This window comes from Serratia grimesii (genome assembly GCF_900186025.1).
GTDB lineage: Bacteria > Pseudomonadota > Gammaproteobacteria > Enterobacterales > Enterobacteriaceae > Serratia > Serratia grimesii.
In genome coordinates, this window is record NZ_LT883155.1 from 1,652,909 (window position 1) to 1,677,745 (window position 24,837).

General features: G+C 40.9%; 15 protein-coding genes and 1 pseudogene. All 16 read left to right on the forward strand.

Annotation, left to right across the window (positions count from 1 at the left end; all coding sequences use genetic code 11):
- The first annotated feature begins 85 nt into the window (after nt 1-85).
- The 16 genes and pseudogenes from SGBXF1_RS07755 to SGBXF1_RS07830 all read left to right on the forward strand — a co-directional run bounded on the left by SGBXF1_RS07755 (nt 86) and on the right by SGBXF1_RS07830 (nt 24,732).
- Entirely contained in the window at nt 86-1,219 is a 1,134-nt protein-coding gene (locus tag SGBXF1_RS07755) for a polysaccharide export protein (RefSeq protein ID WP_186428106.1), read from the forward strand.
- 4 nt (nt 1,220-1,223) lie between these two features.
- Nucleotides 1,224-1,658: an arsenate reductase/protein-tyrosine-phosphatase family protein gene (locus SGBXF1_RS07760; RefSeq protein WP_186428107.1), complete on the forward strand. Its 435-nt coding sequence runs from the start codon at nt 1,224-1,226 to the stop codon at nt 1,656-1,658.
- A gap of 12 nt (nt 1,659-1,670) precedes the next feature.
- Complete coding sequence (gene wzc, locus SGBXF1_RS07765) at nt 1,671-3,842, forward strand: tyrosine-protein kinase Wzc (RefSeq protein WP_186428108.1); 2,172 nt, start codon at nt 1,671-1,673, stop codon at nt 3,840-3,842.
- A 163-nt stretch (nt 3,843-4,005) separates the two neighbouring features.
- Complete coding sequence (locus SGBXF1_RS07770; protein ID WP_186428109.1) at nt 4,006-5,127, forward strand: glycosyltransferase family 4 protein; 1,122 nt, start codon at nt 4,006-4,008, stop codon at nt 5,125-5,127.
- Between the two features lie 398 nt (nt 5,128-5,525).
- Nucleotides 5,526-6,623 carry a hypothetical protein gene (locus SGBXF1_RS07775; RefSeq protein ID WP_186428110.1) on the forward strand — a complete coding sequence of 366 codons (1,098 nt, stop codon included), beginning with the start codon at nt 5,526-5,528 and terminating at the stop codon, nt 6,621-6,623.
- Nucleotides 6,620-7,678: a glycosyltransferase family 4 protein gene (locus SGBXF1_RS07780; protein ID WP_186428111.1), complete on the forward strand. Its 1,059-nt coding sequence runs from the start codon at nt 6,620-6,622 to the stop codon at nt 7,676-7,678. The genes SGBXF1_RS07775 and SGBXF1_RS07780 overlap by 4 nt, the downstream gene beginning before the upstream one ends.
- Before the next feature lie 57 nt (nt 7,679-7,735).
- Nucleotides 7,736-8,892 (forward strand): annotated as a pseudogene (locus tag SGBXF1_RS07785) (glycosyltransferase family 4 protein).
- Between the two features lie 151 nt (nt 8,893-9,043).
- Nucleotides 9,044-10,477 carry an undecaprenyl-phosphate galactose phosphotransferase WbaP gene (wbaP, locus tag SGBXF1_RS07790; protein ID WP_186428112.1) on the forward strand — a complete coding sequence of 478 codons (1,434 nt, stop codon included), beginning with the start codon at nt 9,044-9,046 and terminating at the stop codon, nt 10,475-10,477.
- Nucleotides 10,478-10,658: 181 nt separating this feature from the next.
- A complete protein-coding gene (locus SGBXF1_RS07795) occupies nt 10,659-12,266 on the forward strand; it encodes a hypothetical protein (protein WP_186428113.1) in 1,608 nt (535 codons plus the stop codon).
- Between the two features lie 606 nt (nt 12,267-12,872).
- On the forward strand, nt 12,873-15,872 hold the full coding sequence (locus SGBXF1_RS07800) for a beta strand repeat-containing protein (RefSeq protein WP_186428114.1): 3,000 nt from the start codon (nt 12,873-12,875) through the stop codon (nt 15,870-15,872).
- 388 nt (nt 15,873-16,260) lie between these two features.
- Nucleotides 16,261-18,027, forward strand: a complete 1,767-nt coding sequence (locus SGBXF1_RS07805; protein WP_037420148.1) for a type I secretion system permease/ATPase — start codon at nt 16,261-16,263, stop codon at nt 18,025-18,027.
- Nucleotides 18,028-18,081: 54 nt separating this feature from the next.
- The gene (locus SGBXF1_RS07810) at nt 18,082-19,413 is read left to right on the forward strand and encodes an HlyD family type I secretion periplasmic adaptor subunit (RefSeq protein WP_186428115.1); all 1,332 of its coding nucleotides are present in this window, start codon (nt 18,082-18,084) and stop codon (nt 19,411-19,413) included.
- Nucleotides 19,414-19,415: 2 nt separating this feature from the next.
- Nucleotides 19,416-20,792 (forward strand): TolC family outer membrane protein, encoded by a 1,377-nt coding sequence (locus SGBXF1_RS07815; protein ID WP_186428116.1) that lies wholly within the window; start codon nt 19,416-19,418, stop codon nt 20,790-20,792.
- Between the two features lie 615 nt (nt 20,793-21,407).
- The gene (locus tag SGBXF1_RS07820) at nt 21,408-22,643 is read left to right on the forward strand and encodes a flippase (protein ID WP_186428117.1); all 1,236 of its coding nucleotides are present in this window, start codon (nt 21,408-21,410) and stop codon (nt 22,641-22,643) included.
- On the forward strand, nt 22,643-23,740 hold the full coding sequence (gene glf, locus SGBXF1_RS07825) for a UDP-galactopyranose mutase (protein WP_186428118.1): 1,098 nt from the start codon (nt 22,643-22,645) through the stop codon (nt 23,738-23,740). Before SGBXF1_RS07820 ends, glf begins: the two co-directional genes overlap by 1 nt.
- Before the next feature lie 8 nt (nt 23,741-23,748).
- Complete coding sequence (locus SGBXF1_RS07830) at nt 23,749-24,732, forward strand: hypothetical protein (RefSeq protein ID WP_186428119.1); 984 nt, start codon at nt 23,749-23,751, stop codon at nt 24,730-24,732.
- The last annotated feature ends 105 nt before the right edge of the window (nt 24,733-24,837 follow it).

Here is a 24,837-nt window from a genome sequence, read left to right on the forward strand (position 1 = left end):
TTTGCTGAGTGCCGCGATAAGCGCCACGGTTGGCCAGGGGCTTAGCACCGCAAACGTTCTAACTTTTGATAGTGATGATAACTCGATGGCAAAAAAACAATGGAAACTGATACCACTCCTGGTATCAATTAGTGTGATTAGCGGGTGTACGGTCGTGCCTGGTTCAGGTCTTTCAACGATGGGGAAAGATGTTGTTAAACAAGATGATAGCGATTTCGATCTTGACAAATTGGTGAATATTTACCCAATGACGCCAGGATTGGTTGAAAAAATGCGTCCAAAGGCAGTGACTGCGCAGACTAACCCAGGGCTAGAGCGAGAGCTACAGAATTACGAATACCGGATTGGTGTTGGCGATGTATTGATGGTGACAGTATGGGACCATCCTGAACTGACAACTCCGGCAGGGCAATACCGTAGTGCCAGTGATACCGGGAACTGGGTGAATTCGGATGGTACCATTTTCTATCCTTATATCGGTAAGGTTAAAGTTGCGGGTAAAACCGTTAGCCAGATTCGTTCTGATATTGCTGGGCGACTGGCTCAATATATTGAAAGCCCACAAGTTGATGTAAGTATTGCAGCATTCCGTTCTCAGAAGGCTTACATTACCGGTGAGGTAAAAAACTCTGGGCAGCAGCCGATTACTAATGTGCCGTTAACTGTCATGGATGCAATTAATGCGGCGGGTGGGCTTTCGGAAGATGCGGATTGGCGAAATCTAGTATTAACCCACAATGGGAAAGAAAAACGAATTTCACTGCAGGCCTTGATGCAAAAAGGCGATCTTATGCAGAATCAGCTCCTGTATCCAGGTGATATTCTTTATATTCCACGTAATGATGACCTGAAAATCTTTGTTATGGGGGAAGTCAAAAAGCAAACCACGCTGAAGATGGACCGCAGCGGTATGACGCTGACCGAAGCTTTGGGTAATGCCGAAGGTATGGACCAAGCTGTGGCAGATGCTACAGGGGTATTTATTATTCGCCCTCTACGTGGAAATGAAGGACGGAAAATAGCAAATATTTACCAATTGAATGCCTCAGATGCCTCCGCATTGGTCATGGGAACTGAATTCCAATTACAGCCTTACGATATTGTGTATGTAACCACAGCGCCAATTATTCGTTGGAATCGAGTCATCAGTCAATTGGTGCCAACCATTGCTGGTGTTCATGATATGACTGAAACTGTTCGCTACATTCATACATGGTAAGCTTATGTTTAATTCGATCTTGGTTGTTTGTGTAGGTAATATCTGCCGCTCCCCCACCGGGGAGCGGTTGTTAAAGCAAGCCCTTGATGGTAAGAAGGTGAGTTCTGCAGGGCTTGGTGCTTTAGTCGGTAAAGCGGCTGATGCCACGGCAATTGAGGTTGCCAATGCACATGGTCTATCACTCGAAGGACATCAAGCGCAGCAATTAACCGCAAAAATGTGTCGTGAGTATGACCTTATCCTAGTAATGGAAAAAGAGCATATCGATGGTGTTTGTCGCTTAGCACCAGAAGTCCGTGGAAAAACGATGTTGTTTGCTCATTGGCTTAATCAGCGAGATGTTACGGATCCTTATGGGAAAAGCACTGAAGCCTTCACATTCGTTTACCAATTACTTTCCGAAGCCGCAGATAAATGGGCACAGGCATTAAATCGTTAAACAGAGATAACAATGACTGAGACTACTAAGATGAAGACTGCGGTAAGCAGTAGTAATGATGAAATAGATTTAGGAAGACTAATTGGTAATTTATTAGATAACCGCTGGCTTATTGTTGGCGTTACAACATTGTTTGCTGTTATTGGCATCGTCTATTCATTATTCGCAACCCCAGAATATCAATCAGATTCTTTAATTCAGGTAGAGCAGAATGCAGGTAATTCGCTACTGAATAATTTATCAGAGATGATACCAACAAGCCAACCCGCTTCATCTACTGAAATAGAGCTAATTCAATCGCGAATGGTTATTGGGAAAGCAATTGACGATTTGAATTTGGATACATCAGTTAAAGAAGAATTCTTCCCTATATTTGGTCGCGGCTGGGCCCGATTAACTGGGAAAAAGTCTGGGAAAATAGCACTGTCGCGTTTCAATATGCCATCATCCATGATGGATCAATCTTTAGTTTTGACGGTTACGGGTGAAAATAGTTATACCTTATCTGCAGATTCTAAAGTAATTATTGACGGAAAAGTTGGTGATTTTGTCAGTAAGGACGGCATATCATTATTGGTTAGTGATATTGTTGCTGACGTAGGTACAGAGTTCAAAATAGAAAAAAGGCCAAGATTGGTAACGGTTAATGATATATTGGCTTCATTATCAGTAGAGGATAAAGGAAAAGATACCGGTGTCCTTTCACTGAGCTATGTAGGCGATGACCCAGTCTTGGTGCAAAAAACTTTAGATAGTATTAGCAACAACTATCTATTGCAAAATGTTGAACGAAAATCTGAAGAGGCGGCGAAAAGTCTAGACTTCTTAAAAGATCAATTGCCTTCTGTTCGTAATTCTTTAGATAAAGCTGAAGACAAGCTAAATCAATTCCGCCAACAAAATGATTCAGTAGACTTGTCGTTGGAAGCTAAATCAGTACTAGATACCATAGTATCAGTTGATACACAGTTGAATGAACTTACGTTTAAAGAAGCTGAAATTTCAAAGTTGTATACAAAAGAGCATCCTGCCTACAGAGCTCTCTTAGAGAAAAGAGGCACTCTTGAAAAGGAAAGTGAGCGTCTAAACAAACGTGTCAGTGCGATGCCGAAAACGCAGCAAGAAATCCTTCGTTTAACGCGAGATGTTGATGCGGGGAAAGAAATTTATATGCAATTGCTGAATAAACAGCAAGAGCTAAGCATCACTAAAGCTAGCACTGTCGGTAATGTCAGAATTGTTGATTCTGCCGTTACACAGCCAAAACCAGTGAAACCGAAGAAAGCCATTATTATATTTTTGGCTGTGTTTCTTGGTGCTGTTCTTTCAATTGCAATTGTATTGTTGAAGACAATATTCCGCAAAGGAATTGAAACGCCAGAAGAGCTCGAGCAAGAGGGGATCAATGTCTACGCAAGCATTCCTCTTTCTGAGTGGCAGCAGAAGAAGGACAGAGAAAGTTTTGCTGTTGCAAAGAGAAAGTCAAATACCAGGTCACTGAATTTATTGGCTGTGGGCAATCCAGCGGATCTAGCTATTGAAGCAATCCGAAGCTTGCGAACAAGTTTGCACTTTGCAATGTTAGAGGCAAAAAACAATGTTTTAATGATTTCGGGGGCAAGCCCAAATATTGGTAAGACATTTGTTAGCATGAACTTGGCAGCAGTAATTGCGCAATCAGGACTACGTATTTTAGTGATTGACGCTGATATGCGTAAAGGTTATTCGCATACATTGTTGGGTCTATCTTGGCAAAATGGTCTTTCAGATATCCTGTCAAAGCAGATCACCGCAGCGAACGCAGTTAAAAAGACAAGTATTGATAGTATGGACTTTATTTCTCGAGGACAAATTCCGCCAAACCCATCGGAATTGCTAATGCGACCTGAGTTTAGTGAGTTTGTTAAATGGGCTTCAGAGAGTTATGATCTTGTATTAATTGATACACCACCAATATTAGCGGTTACTGATGCTGCAATTATTGGTAATCATGCAGGCACATCATTAATGATTGTTCGATTTGGCCTAAATACAGTTAAAGAAATTGATGTTAGTATCCGTCGCTTTGATCAGAATGGTGTTGATATTAAAGGCGTCATTCTTAATGCTGTTGAGAAAAGGGCGAGTAGTTATTACGGAAACTACGGGTACTATCAATACGAGTACAAGTCCGAAAATAAATAAATGAATCACGGTGGCATATAGGTTATGCCACCGTGTATATTTATGTTCAGTATTGTATCTGCTTGCTGATTTTTAGATGTCATTTTTTAGCATGAAATAATCATCATGTTTTATTTATTTTGATAAAAAATCAAGTATTAAAATTTAAATCTTAGGAGTACTGGTGAATATATTGATGATTAATACATTATATACTCCTAATGCAATCGGTGGTGCTGAGGTATCTGTGCAGCTTTTAGCCGAGGAGTTAGTTAGGAATGGGAATAAAGTAAGAGTTGTTACACTACACGAATCGGCTAAAAGAGAAGAAAAGGAAATAAATGGTGTTGAAGTCGTTTATTTGCCATTGAAAAATATTTATTGGCCATTCGGAAAAACAAAAAATAAGTTGTCCAAGTTAATATGGCATATCATTGATATGTATAACCCATTTATGTATCATCAGGTAGGCAAGGAAGTTGAAATATTCCAGCCACAAGTTGTACATACAAATAATATATCTGGTTTTTCGGTTTCAATTTGGAAAGCGATAAAAAAAAGAAACATAAAATTAGTTCATACGTCGAGAGATTATTATTTGTTCCATCCTAATTCAACCATGTTTAATCATGGCGAAAACATGGATGTTGATATACTTTCTGTGCGGATTTGGTCTTTTTTAAAGCGTCGAATGAGTCGGTATGTTGATACCTATATTGGGATCAGTAAGTATATAACTCATTTTCACCAAGATGATGGCTTCTTTCCAAATGCGGTAAAAGGTCATATCTATAACTCTGTAGATATGATTGATGTGATATCAGAGTCTTCAGATATTTTAAAAATTGGTTTTATCGGAAGGCTAACAGAGGATAAAGGATTTAGTATATTTTGTGATATTGCAGGAAAAAGAAAAAAAGATCCGTCAATTGAATTCTATGCAGCAGGAAGATTCAATAATGACGAAATAAAACTAAAAGAGTTAGCTGAAAACAGTGGTGTCACTTTACTTGGTTTTATACCGGTGAACGCGTTTTTGGAAAAGGTTGATATAGTTGTTTTACCTGTCAAATGGAGGGAACCATTTGGTCGCGTAGTGGCGGAGTGTGCAATGGCTGGCAAGGTTGTTATTACCAATTTTGTAGGCGGTATCACTGAGATAAGTCAGCAGATTGAAAATATTTATCAGTTGGAAGATATTGATGATTTGATTCTTTCTAGAAAGAAAGGTCTCTTATTTGATAGGGGCAGTAATCCGTTTGAGAATAAAACTATTTCTCTACGCTATCTACAATACTACCAATGAAGCATATATGCCAAATATAAACTGCGAGAAGTAAATGGAAGTGGTCTCATTTCAAGATGGTATAGTCGGAGAGTTATGTGGGTAGCCTAATAATTTTAGACTCAATAGTGTTCTTTATTACATTGATAATTGGGTTTTTATATGTGTGGCGATTTAATAAAAAAAATAATATAGGATTTTCTTTTCTTGTCCTAATGTTTTTTTACATAATATGTTCTTATTCGTCATATAACATAATGGTGAAGCCAATACATGATTATAATTTGGCTATACCAAGAACATTTATATTCCATTTTAAAGTTTTCGGCCCTCTAGTTCCATTAGATATTTTATCGGTGCTCGTATTATTTTTCATCATTATTAGGAAGTTATCTAGCTCCAATCCTCGAATTTTTTCAATGAACTCAACTGTATCCATCTATATAAAATATATGGTTCTACAAGGTGTGTTCTTTGCGATTTTATCAACGGTATCATTCTTTGTTTATATCCAGAGTGGCGGAAAGGGAGGGATCACCGATCAGTTAATTAGCTTCCGAGGGGTAATATATTTCATAATATTTATTTATCTTTTCCAGCTGTGCACAGAAAAAATAAAAGGAATGGATTTTTATACGCTGTTTAAGTTTTTTGTTATTATTGATTTTATTAATGCGGCATCAGGTTTTATATCAAGTGTGATCTACAAGGATTATGTCTGGTCACGCTACGGGATGAATATATCTATTATTGACCAGGATGATGTTTATAACTTCTTCACAATTTATGGGCTTTTATTGATATCATTCTTCTTAACCAAACCACTAAAAAGAAAATTGATATATGTACTCTCCATAATCATTGGCATTTTAGTATATGCTAATATGTACAAATATGTATTTGTTGTAGGGGCTATATATTTCATTTACGACTTTGTGGTAAATGCCTTAAAGGGTCGTATTGCTATTATAAAACTTGGAGCAGTGGCCGTCGCTCTAGTATTCTTGGCATCAACGGTATTAATGCTATCGACAAGTAAGTCAATGAATACACGTTCGGGGCAAATTAGTGACTATTGGGAATATACCGGTAGTAAGTTCCCTGCAATTCTTATAGGTATCGGCAATGGAGGTCAATTTTACTCTCCAACGGATACGGATGATGACGGTGAAATTAAAGTCATCGACAAGGAGAATAATTCTGCTAGTTATAGAAAAAGCATACAAACTCCATTCGTGTCTTTCGTAAAAGTAGTTGGTCCTTTAGGTGTCATTATTCTGATGGTGTTCTCAATATTTGCAATTATTAGAGTTTCCATCCTAAATATTTCATTGCCTTATAATGCTATATATAACGCCGTTCTCTTTAACCTTTTGTGGATATTGGCTGTCTCTACTCCGTTGTTCCAAGTGACGCCATTTACCATGTTGACTGTGGTTAAATTACTTATTTTCGTTTGCGCATTTAGAAGTGAAAATAATATGGATGATAATTTTTCCACTGAGAGGAAGAGATGATATATATCAATTCTAGATTTTTAACTCAAGAACTTACAGGTGTCCAGCGATTTGCTGAGCAAATATGTTTGGCCCTTCAGGATATCCGAAGCGATGTTGTCTTTTTATCTCCTGAGAATATTAAAAGAACAAAAACTGCAAGCAAGCTAAATTTAGAAATAATAGGAAAAAATACTGGACATGCATGGGAGCAAATGGATTTACCTCGTTATCTCAAAGGGATAAACAGTCCATTGCTCGTAAACTTAGGTAACACTGGCCCTATTTTTTATAAGAATAAAATTGTAACTCAGCATGACGTAACTTATAAACGATTCCCACAAAGTTATTCGTGGAAATTCAAGTTGATATACAATCTATTAGTTCCATTATTATTGAAGAATGCAAAGTCGATAGTGACTGTTAGTAACTTTTCCAAGGCAGAGTTGATAGATGTTTACCATTGTGATAGTGACAAGATACATGTCATATATAACTCAGCCAGCGAGATTTTTAGAAGTGATGGGAGAGATGTAAAGAAGGGGGGGTATTTTTTGGCCGTCTCCTCTACAAACTATCATAAGAATTTTCATGGGTTAATTAGTGAATTCTCTAACTTACCTAAAGATCTTAACATAAAATTAAAAATCATAGGCGGGATGGCGAAGAGTTTTACCAACATGGATTTTGAATCACTTGTTGAATCGACCGATCGTGTGGATTTTTTAGGTAGAGTATCTGATGAAGAGCTGTTGGAGCTTTATGCTAATGCCTCAGCATTCGTTTTTCCTTCATTATATGAGGGCTTTGGTATTCCTCCTCTTGAAGCTCAGGCATGTGCTTGTCCTGTCATTTCCTCAAATATGGCTTCGATGCCAGAGGTGTTAGGTAGTAGTGCATTGTATTTTGATCCCTTAAAGCCGGGAGAAATGGCGTCAGCGCTTGAAAAAGTGGCCAGGGACAGTGACCTCAGGAGCCAGTTGGTAACTAGCGGGCTTGACAATATTAAAAGATTTTCTTGGGCTAAATCAGCTGAAGAATTGCATAATTTAATAAATCGATTGTCAAAAAAATGATATAGAATATATGCCTAGTGATTTTCATTTCACTTATGACGTATTTGGAGATGACATATGTCAGGTAAGATAGGTAATGTGGGTATTGTCGCTGATTGGCTCGTGACATATGCTGGTGCGGAAAAGGTAATTAAAGAATTTATTGACATATACCCGGAATCTCAACTCTACTCTGTTGTTGATTTTATTTCGGATAAAGATCGAGTCAACTTCAAAGGTAAAAAGGCAAAGACCACATTCATTCAGTCATTGCCAAAGTCGAATAAGAAATACCAGAAATATTTACCACTAATGCCATTGGCTATTGAGCAGCTCGATGTTTCATCGCATGATATCATTTTATCAAGCAGCCATGCGGTGGCTAAAGGGGTATTGACTGGTCCTGATCAAATGCATGTTAGCTATGTTCATTCACCAATACGCTATGCTTGGGATTTACAGCATCAATATCTCAAAGAGGCTGCTTTTGATAAAGGATTAAAGGGATGGTTGGCGAAGATCGTTCTTCATAAAATGAGAATGTGGGATTGTAGAACAGCAAATGGAGTTGATTATTTTATTGCCAACTCACATTTTATAGCCAGAAGAATAAAAAAAGTTTATGGGCGTAGTGCGGAGGTTATCTATCCTCCTGTTGATGTGACCAAGTTCACATTTAATGAAGATAAAGATGATTATTATCTTACAGCATCCCGACTTGTACCTTATAAAAGAATTGATTTAGTCGTTGAAGCATTTTCGATGATGCCAGAAAAAAACTGGTGGTTATCGGTGATGGTTCAGAAATGAAAAAAATAAAAAGTAAGGCAGGCAAGAATATCGAAATACTTGGTTACCAAAGTAATGAAATTTTAGAGCAACATATGAGAAAAGCAAAAGCATTTGTTTTTGCAGCTGAAGAGGATTTTGGCATCACACCCGTCGAGGCTCAAGCTTGCGGGACGCCAGTGATCGCTTACGGTAAAGGTGGCTCTTTAGAGACTGTTAGACCATATGGGACTGAGCGACCATCAGGCATATTCTTTGATAAGCAAACCGCATCATCTATTATAGACGCAATTCGAATGTTTGAACTCGTTTCAGATAAAATAATTCCCAATGACTGTCGGGAAAATGCGCTTAGATTTTCAACTGAGAGATTTAAACTAGAGATTGACGGATTTATATCATCTAGATGGGATGAGTTCCAGAACGGGAAGAAGATCGTTTATTAGTCGCCTAAGTGACTTGTCTTGATTTTTAGGAACTGGTTTAAGACTAATTCCAAGCATGACAAGCCATACCATGGTATATGTTTTTTGTTTTATAATTATTATATTGGTTGATGTGAGTTAAAAATAAAAAAGCTTATTAGGCGGGCGACTTATGAAGAAAAAGTATGGTTCTTTAATTGGTATTACTTCAAAACTATCATTGGCTATTTCAGATATATTGTTTTTTAACTTTTCAATTATTATATCATATCTTATTATCTATAAATTATTTGGTGGTATTAGTAATTTCGTCCCAAATGATGAATTTTGGGCTCGAATTTTTGCACACTTTGCACTTTCAGTAATCTGTGTTGCGTGGTTTTGGACGCGATTAAGACACTACTCATACAGAAAACCTTTTTGGTTCGAATTGAAAGAGGTTATTAGAACCATTGTTATTTTTGCTGTATTGGATCTTGCTTTAGTCGCATTTTCAAAATGGAATTTTTCACGCTATGTATGGATGTTAACGTGGGTTTTTGTGCTTCTTTTAGTTCCTCTTGGTCGGCATTTTTGTAAAAAGGGATTGGACAAGCTTGGTTTATGGAAAAAGAACGCTGTCATTATTGGTTCGGGAGAGAATGCGTTTGAGGCATATGCTGCATTGCAAAGTGAAGAGGTCCTTGGCTTTAATGTTGTTGCATTTATTTGTACAGATTCCCCATGTGAAGAAGAGTACCTGGGAGTACCCGTAATTAAAACTGAGAAGGAGTTATGGGCATTAGATGATATTAAGAACACACAATTTATCGTTGCATTAGAGTTCGTGCAACACAATTTGAGAGATTGGTGGCTTAAGAACCTCGCTAAGCATAATTGTCGCTCGGTTTCAGTGATTCCTACCCTCCGTGGGGTTCCTCTTTACGGCACAGATATGTCATTTATATTTAGTCATGAGGTCATTATTCTTCGCGTCAATAATAACCTTGCGAAGCTTTCATCACGGATGCTAAAGCGGGCTTTTGATATTATTGGTGCCTTGGGAGCCATAATCACATTGTCGCCGGTATTGTTATTCCTCGCTTATAAAGTGTCACGTGATGGTGGAAAGTCAATATATGGCCATGAACGTATTGGCAAAGGCGGTGAGAAATTTAAGTGTTTGAAGTTCCGTTCAATGGTAACCAACTCTCAAGAAGTCTTGAAAAATTTACTCGAAAATGATCAAGAAGCTAAGGCTGAGTGGGATAAAGATTTTAAATTAAAGAACGACCCTCGGATTACGAAGATTGGCGCATTTATACGTAGAACTAGTCTGGACGAGCTTCCACAGTTATGGAATGTGCTAGTGGGAGAAATGAGTTTGGTTGGTCCTCGGCCAGTTGTTGAGGCTGAACTTGAAAGATATGCAGGTGATGTGGATTATTATTTGATGGCCAAACCTGGTATGACAGGCTTGTGGCAAGTTAGCGGGCGTAATAACATTGATTACGATACTCGAGTTTATTTTGATGCTTGGTATGTTAAGAATTGGGCGCTATGGAATGATATTGTCATTCTTTTCAAGACAATTGGTGTTGTATTGAAAAAAGATGGTGCATATTAGTTTTGCAAATTAACTGGTTTTTATTTATTAAATAAAACTTGGCTGGATTAGGGTAGGTGGCGAGCCTATCCTCCATTTTAGAGCAGTGACTCTTTCTCTGGTGTTTTCCGTTAAACTACAATGAGGTTCATGATTAAATCATGTCCTTAACCAATTAATTTTTACTAGAGGTTAGTTTTTAATGGATAAGAAGCGCAGAGAAATATTGTCATTAGCTTTACCTTCTGCCTTGCTCGCACTAACTCCGGTGACTGTAAGGGCTGGTTCGAAGGAAATAGATAAATCAGTTGCTACCCAAAGTACTACGAACCTTAATATTGAGTCTATGTCATTCAGTAGATTCTTGAGGGAAAAGAAAGGTACCGTTGATGCGACTCAAGCATTAATTGATGCCATCACTTCTGGTTCGCCTGTTGAAATTCCGCATGATTATATCTTGCGTATTGAGTCATCAGATATTCCGACTATTCCAGGATCTCGTCTTTTTGGTCAGGCTGGGACAATGCCACGGATACTTATTGATCACACGGATATCCGAAATCCACAGTTCGTCCTAAAAGGGAGGAACAGATTTGAAAATTTGCTATTTCGCTATCCTAACCAAAGGCTTAGTTTGGCGGCAGGGCAAGAACCTATAAAATACAAGCCCCTTTTCTATGGCGCTGGGTATTTTTCTGAGTTTATAAACATTGATATTGGTAATGCATATTATGGTTTTCTTTTTGGAACCAAAGAAATTTCTTCATCCCATGTAGTGATGAACAATATCATAGGTTCCCCCATATTTCGTGGGTTATCTCTAGATTGTTGTCTTGATATACCCAGGGTCTCGGATGTCCATTTTAATTACAATTATTTGATCGGCGATGGCTTTAGTTATGACCAAACCTTGAAACAATGGATGTATGATCATGCGACAGCATTTCATATAGGTAGGTGTGATTTTTCAACATTTTTCAGACTTTTTTCTTATGGGTATCACAGAGGGATTTATCTACGCTCTGAGAGGTCTACTGGGTCTGCTGATAATTGCCGCTTTATTTCATGTGATATGGATATGTCTAGGCATCCCATATGGTTTCAAAATTGGCAAAATAAAGTTTCAATTACAGACTCTAAATTAGTCGGTAATGCCAAAGGGATTGATATGGGGTTTTCAGCAGGCCCAGCAAGCTATAATGTCATCCGAAATAGTGAAAATGGTTTGGCCGTGCTGGACAATCTCGATGTTAATGGTTACACAAGTCACGCATTAGTGACACAGGCAGATACTGTTGTATCTAATTCACGGTTTGGGGCATATGGTTTTGCCGGTAAGGCTTCTGCGGGGATTTTTGTAAACAGTGATGTACCTCTTAGTCTTGATACAACAACGATAGATGGTGGTGCTGGGAAAAAAACAACGGGAATTTACTCAGATCTTTCGACTCATTTTTTGAATATAGGTAATGGAGTTGAAATAGCTAATCAAGCTGATAAGTCATTTAGTTGGGTTAAAGGGGCTGTATCAATAGGTAATGGGGTTAACCTTGGTGGGAAGGAGGGCGAAAGCGATCTTTCTATTATCTCCCATATTCCAAAAACCTTTTTCTCTGCAAGTGCACCTGTGAAAGGTAGATATTTTATGCCTGGTGATAGTGTCGTATTAACTAACCCTATTAATATTGTGAAAGACCTCAATAATGTAAGTTATATAGTTACAGGCTTTAAAAGATTAACCGCATCTAATGATAACGGGGATAATCATGCTATAGGTATTGACTGGCTTGAGACTCGTTCTTATTTTTAACTTTATGTAAGCTCCTTTCCACTGGGAGCTTATTTCACTTTCTATTGGTGTTCGCATTTTATTCTTCACTACTCATCCCCTCATTTTCTCCCCTGGCTGACGTGGCCTCGTGATTCTTCTGGGTTCTAACCTAATTATTTCTATCCTCCCTTTGTTGTCTCTTGAGTACTTTTAGTTTAAATGAATCAAAAGCGATTCAACTATCACAGGAGATTTATGAACTATTAAACTTCAATAATTAATTTGTTATTTTGTCTGTTATTTTTATTTTTAATCTTTCTGGGTTCCTTTGGGTTTACTTTTGAATTTAATTGCAACTTGAATAGTAACCAGTGAAATCATTTTGAGTGCTTGCTTATCTGTTGGCTCAACTTCTAATCTAATAGCAATAAATGCCTTGGGATTTTTCTTACTAATTAATTTTAATGAGTTTTTACTTTTCCAGGCATCATTGACAAGACAGAAATGATGCACTTAACTTAAATTCAAGCCATATAAAAGCGAAAGCGTATACTGGCTTGAATTCTTTGGTAATACATTAAAGTGCTTAAGTTGCGGAAAAATAATATTTTTCTGATTTAACTACCTGAACTAGTAGGGGGTTTTATGGCTTCTCTGTATTCGCAGCGCGAAGCAGCTGCAATTTTGTATGCTGTACTGGGGCAAAATTCATCACTGGCAAATTATGATGCGATTGGTAATCAGTTACAAAGTGGGGTGATGTTAAATAGTGATTATATCGCTAGCCTGTTGGGTTCTACCGCAGGTCAGGCCTTGTATGGCTCTTCCAGCAACACTGTAATTCTACAAGCAATTTATACTAATGTGTATGGGACGCCTGCAACAGCAGGGCAGTTATCTGCATTACTTGGGGCAGGCTCACTGCAAAGTGCCGCGAGCAGTGTGATTGATGGCCTGTTGAATTATAATGGTTTTGACTCTACGATTTTGGCTGCACAGAACACTTTTAATAATACTGTTTCAACAATACTGTATCCATCGGTTTCTACTCCCGCATCTGGGCAAGGTGCATCAGATGTTTTGGCAATTTATTACACTCTTGGGCTTGTTGCTGAGGCTGCTACAGTAAATGCTTATGGTGTTTTAATTAATGCTGGTTCTACGACTCTGACAGGTGTTTCTCAGGCGTTTGTTACCGGTAAGAGCTTCATTAAAAATATGAGTAACACTGATTTTGTGACATTGCTTTTCACTAGTGGTTACGAGCGTACACCAAGTAGTGCTGAGTTATCACATTATTTGAATGAATTGACCTCTGGCACATCGCGGGGCGCTGTTCTTGCGGAAGTCATCACCTCTTTACGTGGCACAGTCGCTCCTAGCGATGCTCAAGCTAAAGCTGATTTTAATGCTTCTACAATCCAGTATGTACCAGGACAACTTCCTTCATTGGCCGCCCAGGAGCAAGTTGCTGCCGTTTACCTTGCTGTTCCAGATCGGGGTGTTGATGCTAGCGGACTTGATAACTGGAGCAAATATTTAGCTGTAAGTAAAAATACGTACAATAGTTTTATTACTAAAGTTTTATCCTCAAGCGAGTTCCAAAATAAAGGAGCCTCTCTTACTGGCAATGATTTCATCCAGCATGTTTATACTTTGGTACATGGCACAGCGGCTAATGCTGCCCAGTTAGCAACCTACAGCGCGTTAGGATCTAATCAATCAGTCATTACTCAAGCTATTATCAACGATCTACGCACTTCAACTGCAACTGACGCCACAACGGTTACCCAGCAGCACGGCTTTGAATTTGATATAGGTACCAGCCTGCTATATAAAACTGCCGCCTCACTGACGGCAACAGCGGCTGGCGGTAATGCTACAGGCACCGTGAATACCGGCTCTTCACACCAGATCAGTAATGCCGAAACTGCGGTTTTGCAAAATGTTCAGTTGAACGCCAACGCAGCTAGCATCGTTAACCTGAAGTTCGCTGACCATCTGGCGAATCTGACAATTAATGGTACCAGCGCAGCTACGGTCAATCTGTCTGACAACGGCGTTAACCCGGGTGTAGACATTACTGTAAATAACGGCAATGTCATTCTGAATGCCAGTTCTGGTTCGGACGCTGTGGTAGTGACCTCGACCGCGAATATTGCCACCGGTACAGGCCAGTTTAACCTTGGTGCCGGCAACGACAGCTTGCAGTGGGCTGGTAATGGGGTGTCAAACGGCGCTAACACAGTAGCGACTACTATCAAAGCTGACGGGGGCATTGGCACAGACTCTATTTCCGCCAACTTTATCACCAAATCTGTAGTGACTAACCAAAATGCTTTGGGTGTTCGCACCAGCGTTGTAACCAGTAATGCCAATAACTTCTCAAACTTCGAGCAAATTGATCTGACAGGGTACATCGGTAAATCCGTTGGTACTCTGATTACCACACCATTGATTGGTTCACCAACCACCACCAGTGTAACAACTCCAACTCACGTCTTTGATTTTGGTTTAACCAACGGGACGGCTACGGTTGAAGGGACAACTGGGGGCACGGTCACTCAAGGCGCTGCAGCCACTAACCTGGGTGCTCAGGGCTTTGTGATTTCTGGTTTGGCCAATGCCAGCGTGATTAACGCTGCTGGCGGGACTGCGGCACAATTGGAAGTCAAAGGTGATGCAACATCGGCAAGTACGTTGAGCTTCACTTTTGTCCAGAATGCGACTGACCATTTCAATATTAACTTTGATGCGGTGAGTTCTGCGAACGTGAATGCAGGTGCTATCAGCTTGAACAGCAGCAGTAGCGCATTGCTGGGTACTGCGTTGGGTACGGTGAATATTGCTTCTGGTGGTACGGGGTCATTCAGCAACATTATGTCTTTGGCTGGTACCAATGCACAGGTTCAGACCATCAATGTAACAGGTGACCATGCTCTGAATTTAGCGGTAGGTAGCGGTTTTAGCAATGTCCGTGATATCAATGCCTCCACTAATACCGGTGGCCTGAATCTTGATTCAAGCCATGCAGGGACGGGTGATGGTATCATCGTACAGCTGTTGAATGTTCTGCCACTGAGTGCGGTAACTACTGCTCTGTTAACGCCACTGCTAAATACACTGGGTCTGAATGGTTATCAGCTAACAGTTGAAGGTTCTACTACTGCTGATAGCTTCAACATATTGGGAAACACTACTCTGACGGGTGGTGCGGGTGCCAATACGTACGACTTGAAGTCCAGTAACTCACAAGCAGGTGTTACCATCACCGATTTCAGTACCGCGAAGGATAAGATTGTCGATGCTGCATCTGGCTTGACTTTGTCCAATACGGGGAATGCGGTTGGCGACTATGGTACACGTTCAGCGGATACTTTGGACGCCTTGTTAGGTTCATTGGTTGGCGGGTTGACTACCGGTGTTGTGGGGCTGTTGGGGGGAATTCTTGGTCTGAGTAACCCGAACTCACTGACTTCTAAAGTTGGTGTGGCATCAGTGGTGTTCAGCGGAACGGGTAATAATGCTGATTCTTATGTGATTATTGATAACAATAATAACCACACACTTGATGCTAACGATACTGTCGTTTATTTGACAGGTCAAAACCACCAGCAATTAGTGGACAATCTGCACTACGCGTGAGTGTAAGCTCTGCAAAGTAATAGTTCTCATGATAACTGTTACTTATTAAATAATACGGGGAGGTTATTCTCCCCGTTTCTTTAATTTGTGATCGGTATCATTATCTATAAATTATTCCTTTTCATAATAACCTCTCTTGTGTCTTCCTTTCATTTTATCTTGTTGTTTTCACTCGCTTTGACTGTCACTGCTTCCTTGGTTTTTTTTCGTGTTGTACCTTGCTGATATGTGCTTTCTCTACCTATAGTTAAAAAAAGTATCTGCAGTCTCGAGCATGTTTGGGGAGTCTTCTTGAGGATTTTCTTTGTTTTTATTTTCTTTTTAAGAATTTCCTTAGAAGTAATTGATGCGGATTGGGCTGACAGTGCACATGATGTAAGGGCAGAAAGTGAATCAATTTATACCGCGTAATGAAATTGCGGATGTTATACGGACACGTACCAAAGTCTTTTGGACCGTTGGCATATTCACCGCATTTATTAATCTGTTAATGCTCGTTCCTTCAATCTATATGCTCCAGGTTTATGACCGGGTACTTCCATCACGCAATGAGATCACGTTGCTGATGTTAACGCTGATTATGCTGGGAATGTTCGGCATGATGGCGTTGCTGGAGTATGTGCGTAGCATGGTTGTTATCCGTATCGGCAGTCAGCTGGATATGCGTTTAAATACGCGGGTTTACACTGCTGCATATGAGTCTAATCTAAAAAATGGTTCCTCTGATGCAGGACAAATGCTCGGTGATTTGACCACCGTACGGCAGTTTCTGACGGGCAGCGCGTTATTTGCATTTTTCGATGCGCCGTGGTTCCCAATTTATCTGCTGGTGATTTTTCTGTTTAACCCTTGGTTAGGATTGTTCGCGTTGGTTGGTTCGTTGTTGCTGATAGCGCTGGCCGTGATCAACGAAATGGTATCGAAAAAACCTTTGGCTGAAGCCAGCAAGCTCTCAATTATGTCCTCGAGCTTGGCTAGCACCAATCTGCGTAATGCTGAAGTGATCGAAGCATTAGGCATGTTGCCTAACTTAAAAGGCCGCTGGTTTAACTTGCATCAACGGTTCTTGAATAGTCAACGTATAGCAAGTGAGCGCGCCACTACAGTCACCTCAATCACTAAGTTCGTTCGTCTCTCACTACAGTCTTTAGTGCTAGGGTTGGGCGGCTGGTTGGCGATTGACGGCCATATCACTCCAGGAATGATGATTGCCGGTTCTATCCTTATGGGACGCACGCTCGCTCCTATCGAGCAGGTCATTAACGTTTGGAAAAGCTGGAGCTCAGCCAAATTATCCTATCAGCGTCTGGTGAAATTGCTGGATAAGCACCCACCGCGTGGTATGGGTATGTCCTTGCCACGTCCGGAAGGGATTGTCTCTGTTGAAGGTGTAACTGCTACACCTCCGGGTTCGAAGGCTGATGCGGTATTACATAATGTCAGCTTTGCTATCCAACCAGGTGATGTATTGGGGATTATCGGCCCAAGTGCTTCCGGCAAGTCAACGTTGGCGCGTTTGCTTGTTGGTATCTGGCCGGTCAGTGAAGGTATCGTGCGGCTCGATAATGCCGACATATATCAATGGAACAAAGACGAGCTGGGTCCTTATATCGGTTATTTACCGCAGGATATTGAGCTGTTTGGTGGCACTATCGCCGAAAATATCGCACGGTTTAACGATTTAGATGCAGAAAAGGTTATCGAAGCTGCCAAACTGGCCGGCGTGCATGAGCTGATACTGCGCTTCCCAAACGGTTATGACACGATCATCGGCAGTGGTGGGGCAGGGTTATCCGGCGGACAAAAACAGCGTATTGGTCTGGCGCGTGCACTGTATGGCGATCCTTCCCTGGTCGTATTGGATGAACCTAATTCCAATCTCGATGATGCCGGTGAAAAAGCGTTGAATCAGGCAATATTGTTCCTTAAACAGCGTAATAAAACGGTGATTCTGATTACCCACCGTACCAACTTGCTATCAATGACCAGCAAGCTATTGCTGTTAGTGAACGGCACCGTCAATGCATTCGGTCCTACACAGCAGGTGTTGCAAGCACTGACAAATGCGCAAAAGGCGCAAACTCCGCAGCAAGCGGTGCGTGCAGTCAATTCTGAGCCGGATGAAGGCAATATCCCAAAAACTCAAATTAATTAAGCTGTGAACTTGCCGGGCGGCGCTGAAGCGCTGCCTGCAGTCAAAGGAGTTGGTATGTCTACGCACATTGGCGAGCCGCAAGACTCGTATTCAGAACAAATCCCACAGGATGAGCGGCGTTTTACCCGTATGGGATGGTTAGTGATTGGTCTTGGTCTGTTTGGTTTTTTTGCATGGGCAGCGTTTGCACCACTGGATAAAGGGGTTGCGTCACCCGGCTCAGTCACTGTATCTGGCAATCGCAAAACGGTGCAAGCACCGGCCAGCGGTATTATCAAAAGCATTACAGTAAAAGAAGGCGACAAAGTTAAAGCGGGCGAGGTGTTGGTGCAATTGAGCCAGGTACAGGCTCAGGCACAGGTTGATTCTCTTCGCGATCAGTATTACACCACATTGGCCACTGAAGGCCGCCTGCTTGCTGAACGCGACGGCTTAAGCAAAGTCACTTTTTCCCCTGTTTTCGAACAAATCCAGGCTCAGCCACGCGTAGCCGAGATCATCGCACTACAAACGCAGTTATTTTCTTCTCGTCGCCAAGGCTTACAAAGCGAAGTTGATGGCTATAAGCAGTCAATGGACGGTATGCGCTTTCAGCTAAAAGGGTTACAGGATTCCCGGATTAACAAGCAGATCCAACTTTCCAGCCTCCGCGAACAGATGAATAGCATGAAGCAATTAGCCGCAGACGGCTATTTACCACGTAACCGCTATCTGGAAGTGCAGCGTCAATTTGCGGAAGTGAACAGCAGCATTGATGAAACAGTCGGGCGAATTGGTCAGGTACAAAAACAGCTACAGGAGTCTCAGCAACGGATCGATCAGCGGTTTGCTGACTATCAGCGTGAAGTCCGAACCCAACTGGCACAGACTCAGATGGATACCAGCGAGTTCAGAAACAAGCTGGAAATGGCGAACTTTGATCTCGGCAATACGGCTATTACCTCACCGGTGGATGGCACAGTAGTTGGATTGAATATCTTTACTCAGGGGGGCGTCGTGGGAGCGGGTGACCACCTGATGGATGTTGTACCCAGCCAGGCTACGCTGGTGGTTGATTCTCGCCTCAAAGTCGAGTTGATCGACAAGGTGTACAACGGGTTGCCGGTGGATCTGATGTTTACTGCCTTCAACCAGAACAAGACCCCGAAAATACCGGGGACGGTGACATTGGTTTCTGCCGACCGATTGGTGGACAAAACCAATGGCGAACCCTATTACCAAATGCAGGTTACTGTTTCTCCTGAGGGCATGAAATTGCTCAGTGGGGAAGACATTAAACCAGGTATGCCTGTTGAGGTGTTTGTGAAGACCGGTTCGCGCTCACTGCTGAGTTATCTGTTTAAACCTATTTTGGATCGCGCTCATACTTCATTAACCGAGGAATAATTTTGATTCAATTTAAACGACAGGTTGCTGGCCTTACTATCAGTACCCTCTTGTTTGCGATATCTGCGCCGGTTCATTCGATAGGGATTATAGACGCATATTCGCTGGCACTTGAGAAAGATCCGACCTTCCGGGCGGCAATAAAAGAGAAAGAAGCGGGAGACGAAAACGAAAACATCGGCAGGGCGGGGCTGCTGCCGAAGGTATCACTTAATTATCAAAACTCGCCGAGAAACTGGCAGACGCAAAAGTATCCGTCGAGTGACTTTTTTGGCAATGTGAGCGAAGTGACTCAACGGCAGCAGTACCGCAGTTATTCCAGTTCGGTAACGTTGACGCAGCCGTTGTTCGACTATGAGGCCTACGCACGCTATAAGGCTGGTGTAGCGCAAACATTGATGTCTGACGAACGCTACCGCGGCAAGTTTCTGGATCTGGCGGTACGGGTGATCTCTGCCTATGTCGAAGTGGCCTATTCCAAAGATCAAATCGCTTTGGCTTCTGCACAAAAAGCGGCTTATAAAGAGCAGCTGGCGCTGAACGATCGTTTAATGAGTGCAGGGGAAGGCACCATTACAGACGTTTCTGAAACTCAGGCTCGCTATAGCTTGGCAGAAGCTCAAGAGATCGAAGCGCGTGATGCGCTAGATTCGGCTCAGCGTGAGCTCGAGGTTATTATTGGCGTGCCGCTCAACCAACTAGATGAGGTACAGGTCTTGCGTCCTGGGAAATTCCAGGTAGCCCCATTGATTCCTTCAAAGTTTGAAGAGTGGCAAAAAATTGCTCTCGAAAATAACCCGATGCTGGCTGCATCACGTCACGGCGTTGATGCAGCGAAGTATGAAGTAGAGCGTAACCGTGCGGGCTTTATGCCGCAGGTGCAACTTTATGCTTCACACTCGGAGAACGACTCCAGTAGCGATAATACGGTCAACCAGAAATACCGTACTGATAGCATTGGCGTACAGGTGAGCATGCCAATCTATGCCGGTGGTGGTGTTTCTGCATCAACTCGCCAGGCCGCGGCACGATATGGCCAGGCGATGTACGAAATGGATACGCAAGTCGGCAGCACGCTGAACGATCTGCGTAAACAATTCAACCTGTGCATCAGTAGCCGCGCCAAGTTAGCTGCGTACGAACTGGCGGTTAAATCAGCGACCACGCAGGTAACGGCGACACGTCAGAGCGTGTTGGCAGGGCAGCGTGTTAACGTTGATGTGCTCAATGCCGAACAACAGCTCTATAGCGCCCAGCGCGACCTGGCTTCAGCCAAGTACACTTACATAAAATCTTGGATCACATTGTTGAGTGATTCGGGGACGCTTGATGAAAGTGATGTTAAGCGTGTGGCGCAGTATTTTTCGATGAGCCGCTGAGTAATAAAACGCCAAATGATAGGGTTAGTTCTGCGTATTATTCTGAAAGAGCAGCTCAATGCTGCTCTTTCTTCTCTCAATAAGTTATGTTATCCACGTCACGCTCGCAACGGTACAAGCTAATCAAAGAACGAGAATTTTCATTTTGAACATTTGATACAATGTCAATATTTATTTATGCATTGACTTTTTGTATTAGTGTTGTTTATGTCTATGCTAAAAAGGTGGGTTGTAATTATCCATTTGATTTTTAAGGTTATTTTCTGTTGGCGGTGTAGACTGCCATACATGACATTGAACTAGTGGGAATATCGATAAGTGGGCGGTAGTTAAACAGACTTTGGTATCTGAAAGCCAGGGGCGGTAGCGTGGTTTCGTAGTGGCCCCTAAAGTTTACATTTATCTATCCTTTGGAGAACACGAAAAGCTTTTTGTCTAATGGTGATCAATGGAGTGGTACAGGCCTTTTTTATAGGAAAAGTCTTGGTTGGTTGAATTTCAGGCAGCAAAGATATGATGTACTTATCAATGCAGTAACTGAGAAATAATTAAATCTTATAGCGGTAGTAACATTTTTACTGTTGTCGCAAGGGGCATCGTTTGGACAGGAAAATATTGAAAAATATAATTTCACTCATTGGTATTCAAGGAGTGAACTATATAATACCACTAATTACTTTGCCTTACTTAGTTCGAATCCTTCAACCTGCTGGTTACGGAAGTTTAGGTTTCTCTCTTGCAATCATCCAGTACTTTACAATTCTGACGGATTATGGTTTCAACCTATCTGTGACGCAAAAAATAGCTGTCAATAGAGATGATAAACCTTATATAAGTAAAATATTTTGGTCAGTTATTAGTTGTAAGTTGTTATTAGGTGTCGGTGGTGGTGTTGTTTTATCTATGATGTTATTAATAAACGATGACATGTACAATCTCCGCTGGATTCTTATTGCTAGTTATATCACTGTCTTCGGTTCTGCAATCTTTCCCGTCTGGCTATTCCAAGGTAAAGAAAGCATGGGGTGGATTGCATTATCTAATATTACTGCTCGCCTTACCACAATTCCACTAATTTTTGCATTGGTCAAACAGCCTGAGGATGCATGGATGGCGGGTGGGATAACTGGCATGACATCTATCTTGGCTGGATGCATAGCGTTGTTCCTGATTTGGAAGAATCGCTGGGTTTATTGGATTAAACCCGATTGGGATACAATAAGAAAAGAATATCAAGAAGGTTGGCACGTGTTTATATCAAATGCGGCAATTAGTCTTTATACGACAAGTACAACTGTTATCCTTGGTTTTATAGCTGGCCCTATTGCGGTGGGATATTTTGTAGCGGCAGACAAATTACGTCAGGCAGCTCAAGGGTTAATCTCTCCAGTATCTCAGTCATTTTTCCCTCGAGTTAACTCTGCGATGGCGGAGGATCATCGATTAGGATTCCTAGTTGTAAGGAAATTGCTTGCAATCCTTTCTATCATAGGTGTGTCGGCCAGTGCATTTCTATTTGTATTTAGTCCTGACCTGATCATAATTGTTTACGGGGAGAATTACGAGCCGGCTATTACAGTGTTGAGGATTATTTCGTTTATACCGATAATAATTTGTCTTAGTAATGTTTTTGGAATTCAGGTGTTGTTGGTGCTCGGTAAAAAGAAAGTATTTAGTAGAGTGTTGATCCTCTCTGGATTGGTTAATCTATCAATCCTTGTTCCTCTAGCCTATTACTTTAAGCAAGATGGTGCCGCTATCTCTATATTGGTTACGGAATTTTTTGTGACATCCGCAATGCTTTATTTTATTTTTAAATTAAAAATCCCTCTTTTTAAAAAGGAAAAGTAATGAAATATGATTACCTGATTGTTGGTGCTGGACTTTTTGGTGCTACGTGTGCTCATGAACTAAAAAGTAAAGGAAAAAAAGTTCTGGTCATTGAGCAGAGAGATCATATTGGTGGAAATATCTATACGGAGAATCATGATGGAATTCACGTCCATAAGTATGGTGCTCATATTTTCCACACTAATGACAAGAGAGTATGGGATTATGTGAATTTTTTTGCTGATTTTAACCGTTTTACAAATTCACCACTAGCAAACTATGAAGGAAACCTTTTTAACCTGCCGTTTAACATGAATACTTTTCATCAACTTTGGGGAGTTAAAACACCTGCTGAGGCGGAGAGGAAAATTGACGAACAACGTCAGGAAATGGTTGGGAGAGCTCCTGGTAACTTGGAAGAACAAGCAATCGCATTAGTAGGGCGAGATATTTATGAGATTCTTATCAAAGGGTATACAGAAAAGCAGTGGGGTCGTAAGGCAACTGAGTTGCCAGCATTTATTATTAGACGATTGCCAGTTCGGATGACTTATGACAATAATTATTTCTCTGATCGTTACCAAGGAATTCCTATTGGCGGTTATACACAGATTGCAGAAAAAATGCTTGATGGGATTGAAGTGAAAATGGGCACCGATTTCCTTGAGAATAGAGATCATTTCTCGGGACTTGCAGATAAAATTATTTATACTGGCCCTATCGACGAATATTTCCATTTCCAATTTGGAAAACTAGAGTACCGCTCTCTGCGTTTTGACACGGAAACACTACGCAATACTGAAAATTATCAAGGCAATGCAGTTATAAATTATACGGAAAACTCAATACCCTACACTAGGATTATTGAACATAAGCACTTTGATCCGGTTGAAACTGAACATACAGTGATAACAAAGGAATATCCTGAGGAGTGGCGGGAGGGGAGTGAACCTTACTATCCTGTAAATGATGATAAAAACATGGTGCTATTTAAAAAATACAGAGAGTTAGCTAAAGCCGAAAATAATGTTTATTTCGGTGGGCGGCTTGCTGAATATAAGTATTATGATATGCATCAGGTTATTCGTTCGGCGTTCAATTTGGTTGATGATTTATAAGGTCGGTTATGAGCAAGAAAATATATATTTGTTGCCCAGGTGATAGTGTTACTGGTGGTCCTGAATTGTTGCATCAACTCTGTGATGAGTTGTGCGGAATAGGCGTTGATGCAAGTATCGTTTATTATCCGTTTAATGTGAATTTTTCAGTGCCAAAACAATATGAACATTATAATGTTTCTGTAACAGAAAAAGATGATGTACAACAGGACGACGCTATCGTCATTATTCCTGAAATTTCGACGCAACTAGCGAGATTTTTTGGTAAGGCAAATATTTGTATCTGGTGGTTGTCTGTTGATAACTATTATGGAAGAAGAAAATATAACTGGTTTGTTCGAAGGTATTTGGGGCATGCAAAGTCAGTATTAGCTGGGCAGCGTTTGCCAATTAGCTCGATGAAGAACTACTTTCATTTATCTCAGAGCGAATATGCAAAGATATTTCTTAAATCTAGAGGTATCAGATGTGAGATGCTAACTGATTATCTGAATGAAACTCATTTAAGTAAAGTTGATAATGATATAATTCGTGAGAATATTATTGCATATAACCCTAAGAAAGGGAGTGTTTACTCTAAACGATTAATTGCTCGCTTTCCTAACTATCAATTTGTTCCCATCCAAAATATGACGGCTGAACAAGTTCGTACGCTGTTGGAAAGAAGTAAGATTTATATCGATTTTGGTGAGCATCCAGGGAAAGATCGCTTTCCAAGAGAGGCTGTTATGGCTGGGTGCTGTGTTATTACTGGCCGTTGCGGCAGTGCTGCAAATGCGCTGGATGTTCCTATCCCTTCTCGTTATAAACTTGATCAATTTGCTGGTGACTTTGAGTCGAAATTCGAAGTGGTTGCTGATGCTATTTTGGCTGACTACTCCAAAAGCTATTCTGATTTCGCAGAGTATAGAGTTAAAATATTGCAAGAGTTTGATGCTTTCAAAAATCAAGTGAGATCCTTTGCAAATAAATTTTGCAACACTACCAAGTAGAATTTATTGCATGAGTAGTTAAGTTTTTTTATGATTTTAATGCATTCATATTTAATTAAGGCTTTCTTGATGATTGAATTATCCACTATGGATATAAATGTATAG

Excerpts from the sequence above, each read along its gene's own strand:
- SGBXF1_RS07755 (WP_186428106.1), top strand. The coding sequence starts at position 86 with ATGGCAAAAAAACAATGGAAACTGATACCACTCCTGGTATCAATTAGT.
- SGBXF1_RS07760 (WP_186428107.1), top strand. The coding sequence starts at position 1,224 with ATGTTTAATTCGATCTTGGTTGTTTGTGTAGGTAATATCTGCCGCTCC.
- wzc (WP_186428108.1), top strand. The coding sequence starts at position 1,671 with ATGACTGAGACTACTAAGATGAAGACTGCGGTAAGCAGTAGTAATGAT.
- SGBXF1_RS07775 (WP_186428110.1), top strand. The coding sequence starts at position 5,526 with ATGAACTCAACTGTATCCATCTATATAAAATATATGGTTCTACAAGGT.
- SGBXF1_RS07780 (WP_186428111.1), top strand. The coding sequence starts at position 6,620 with ATGATATATATCAATTCTAGATTTTTAACTCAAGAACTTACAGGTGTC.
- wbaP (WP_186428112.1), top strand. The coding sequence starts at position 9,044 with ATGAAGAAAAAGTATGGTTCTTTAATTGGTATTACTTCAAAACTATCA.
- SGBXF1_RS07795 (WP_186428113.1), top strand. The coding sequence starts at position 10,659 with ATGGATAAGAAGCGCAGAGAAATATTGTCATTAGCTTTACCTTCTGCC.
- SGBXF1_RS07800 (WP_186428114.1), top strand. The coding sequence starts at position 12,873 with ATGGCTTCTCTGTATTCGCAGCGCGAAGCAGCTGCAATTTTGTATGCT.
- SGBXF1_RS07810 (WP_186428115.1), top strand. The coding sequence starts at position 18,082 with ATGTCTACGCACATTGGCGAGCCGCAAGACTCGTATTCAGAACAAATC.
- glf (WP_186428118.1), top strand. The coding sequence starts at position 22,643 with ATGAAATATGATTACCTGATTGTTGGTGCTGGACTTTTTGGTGCTACG.
- SGBXF1_RS07830 (WP_186428119.1), top strand. The coding sequence starts at position 23,749 with ATGAGCAAGAAAATATATATTTGTTGCCCAGGTGATAGTGTTACTGGT.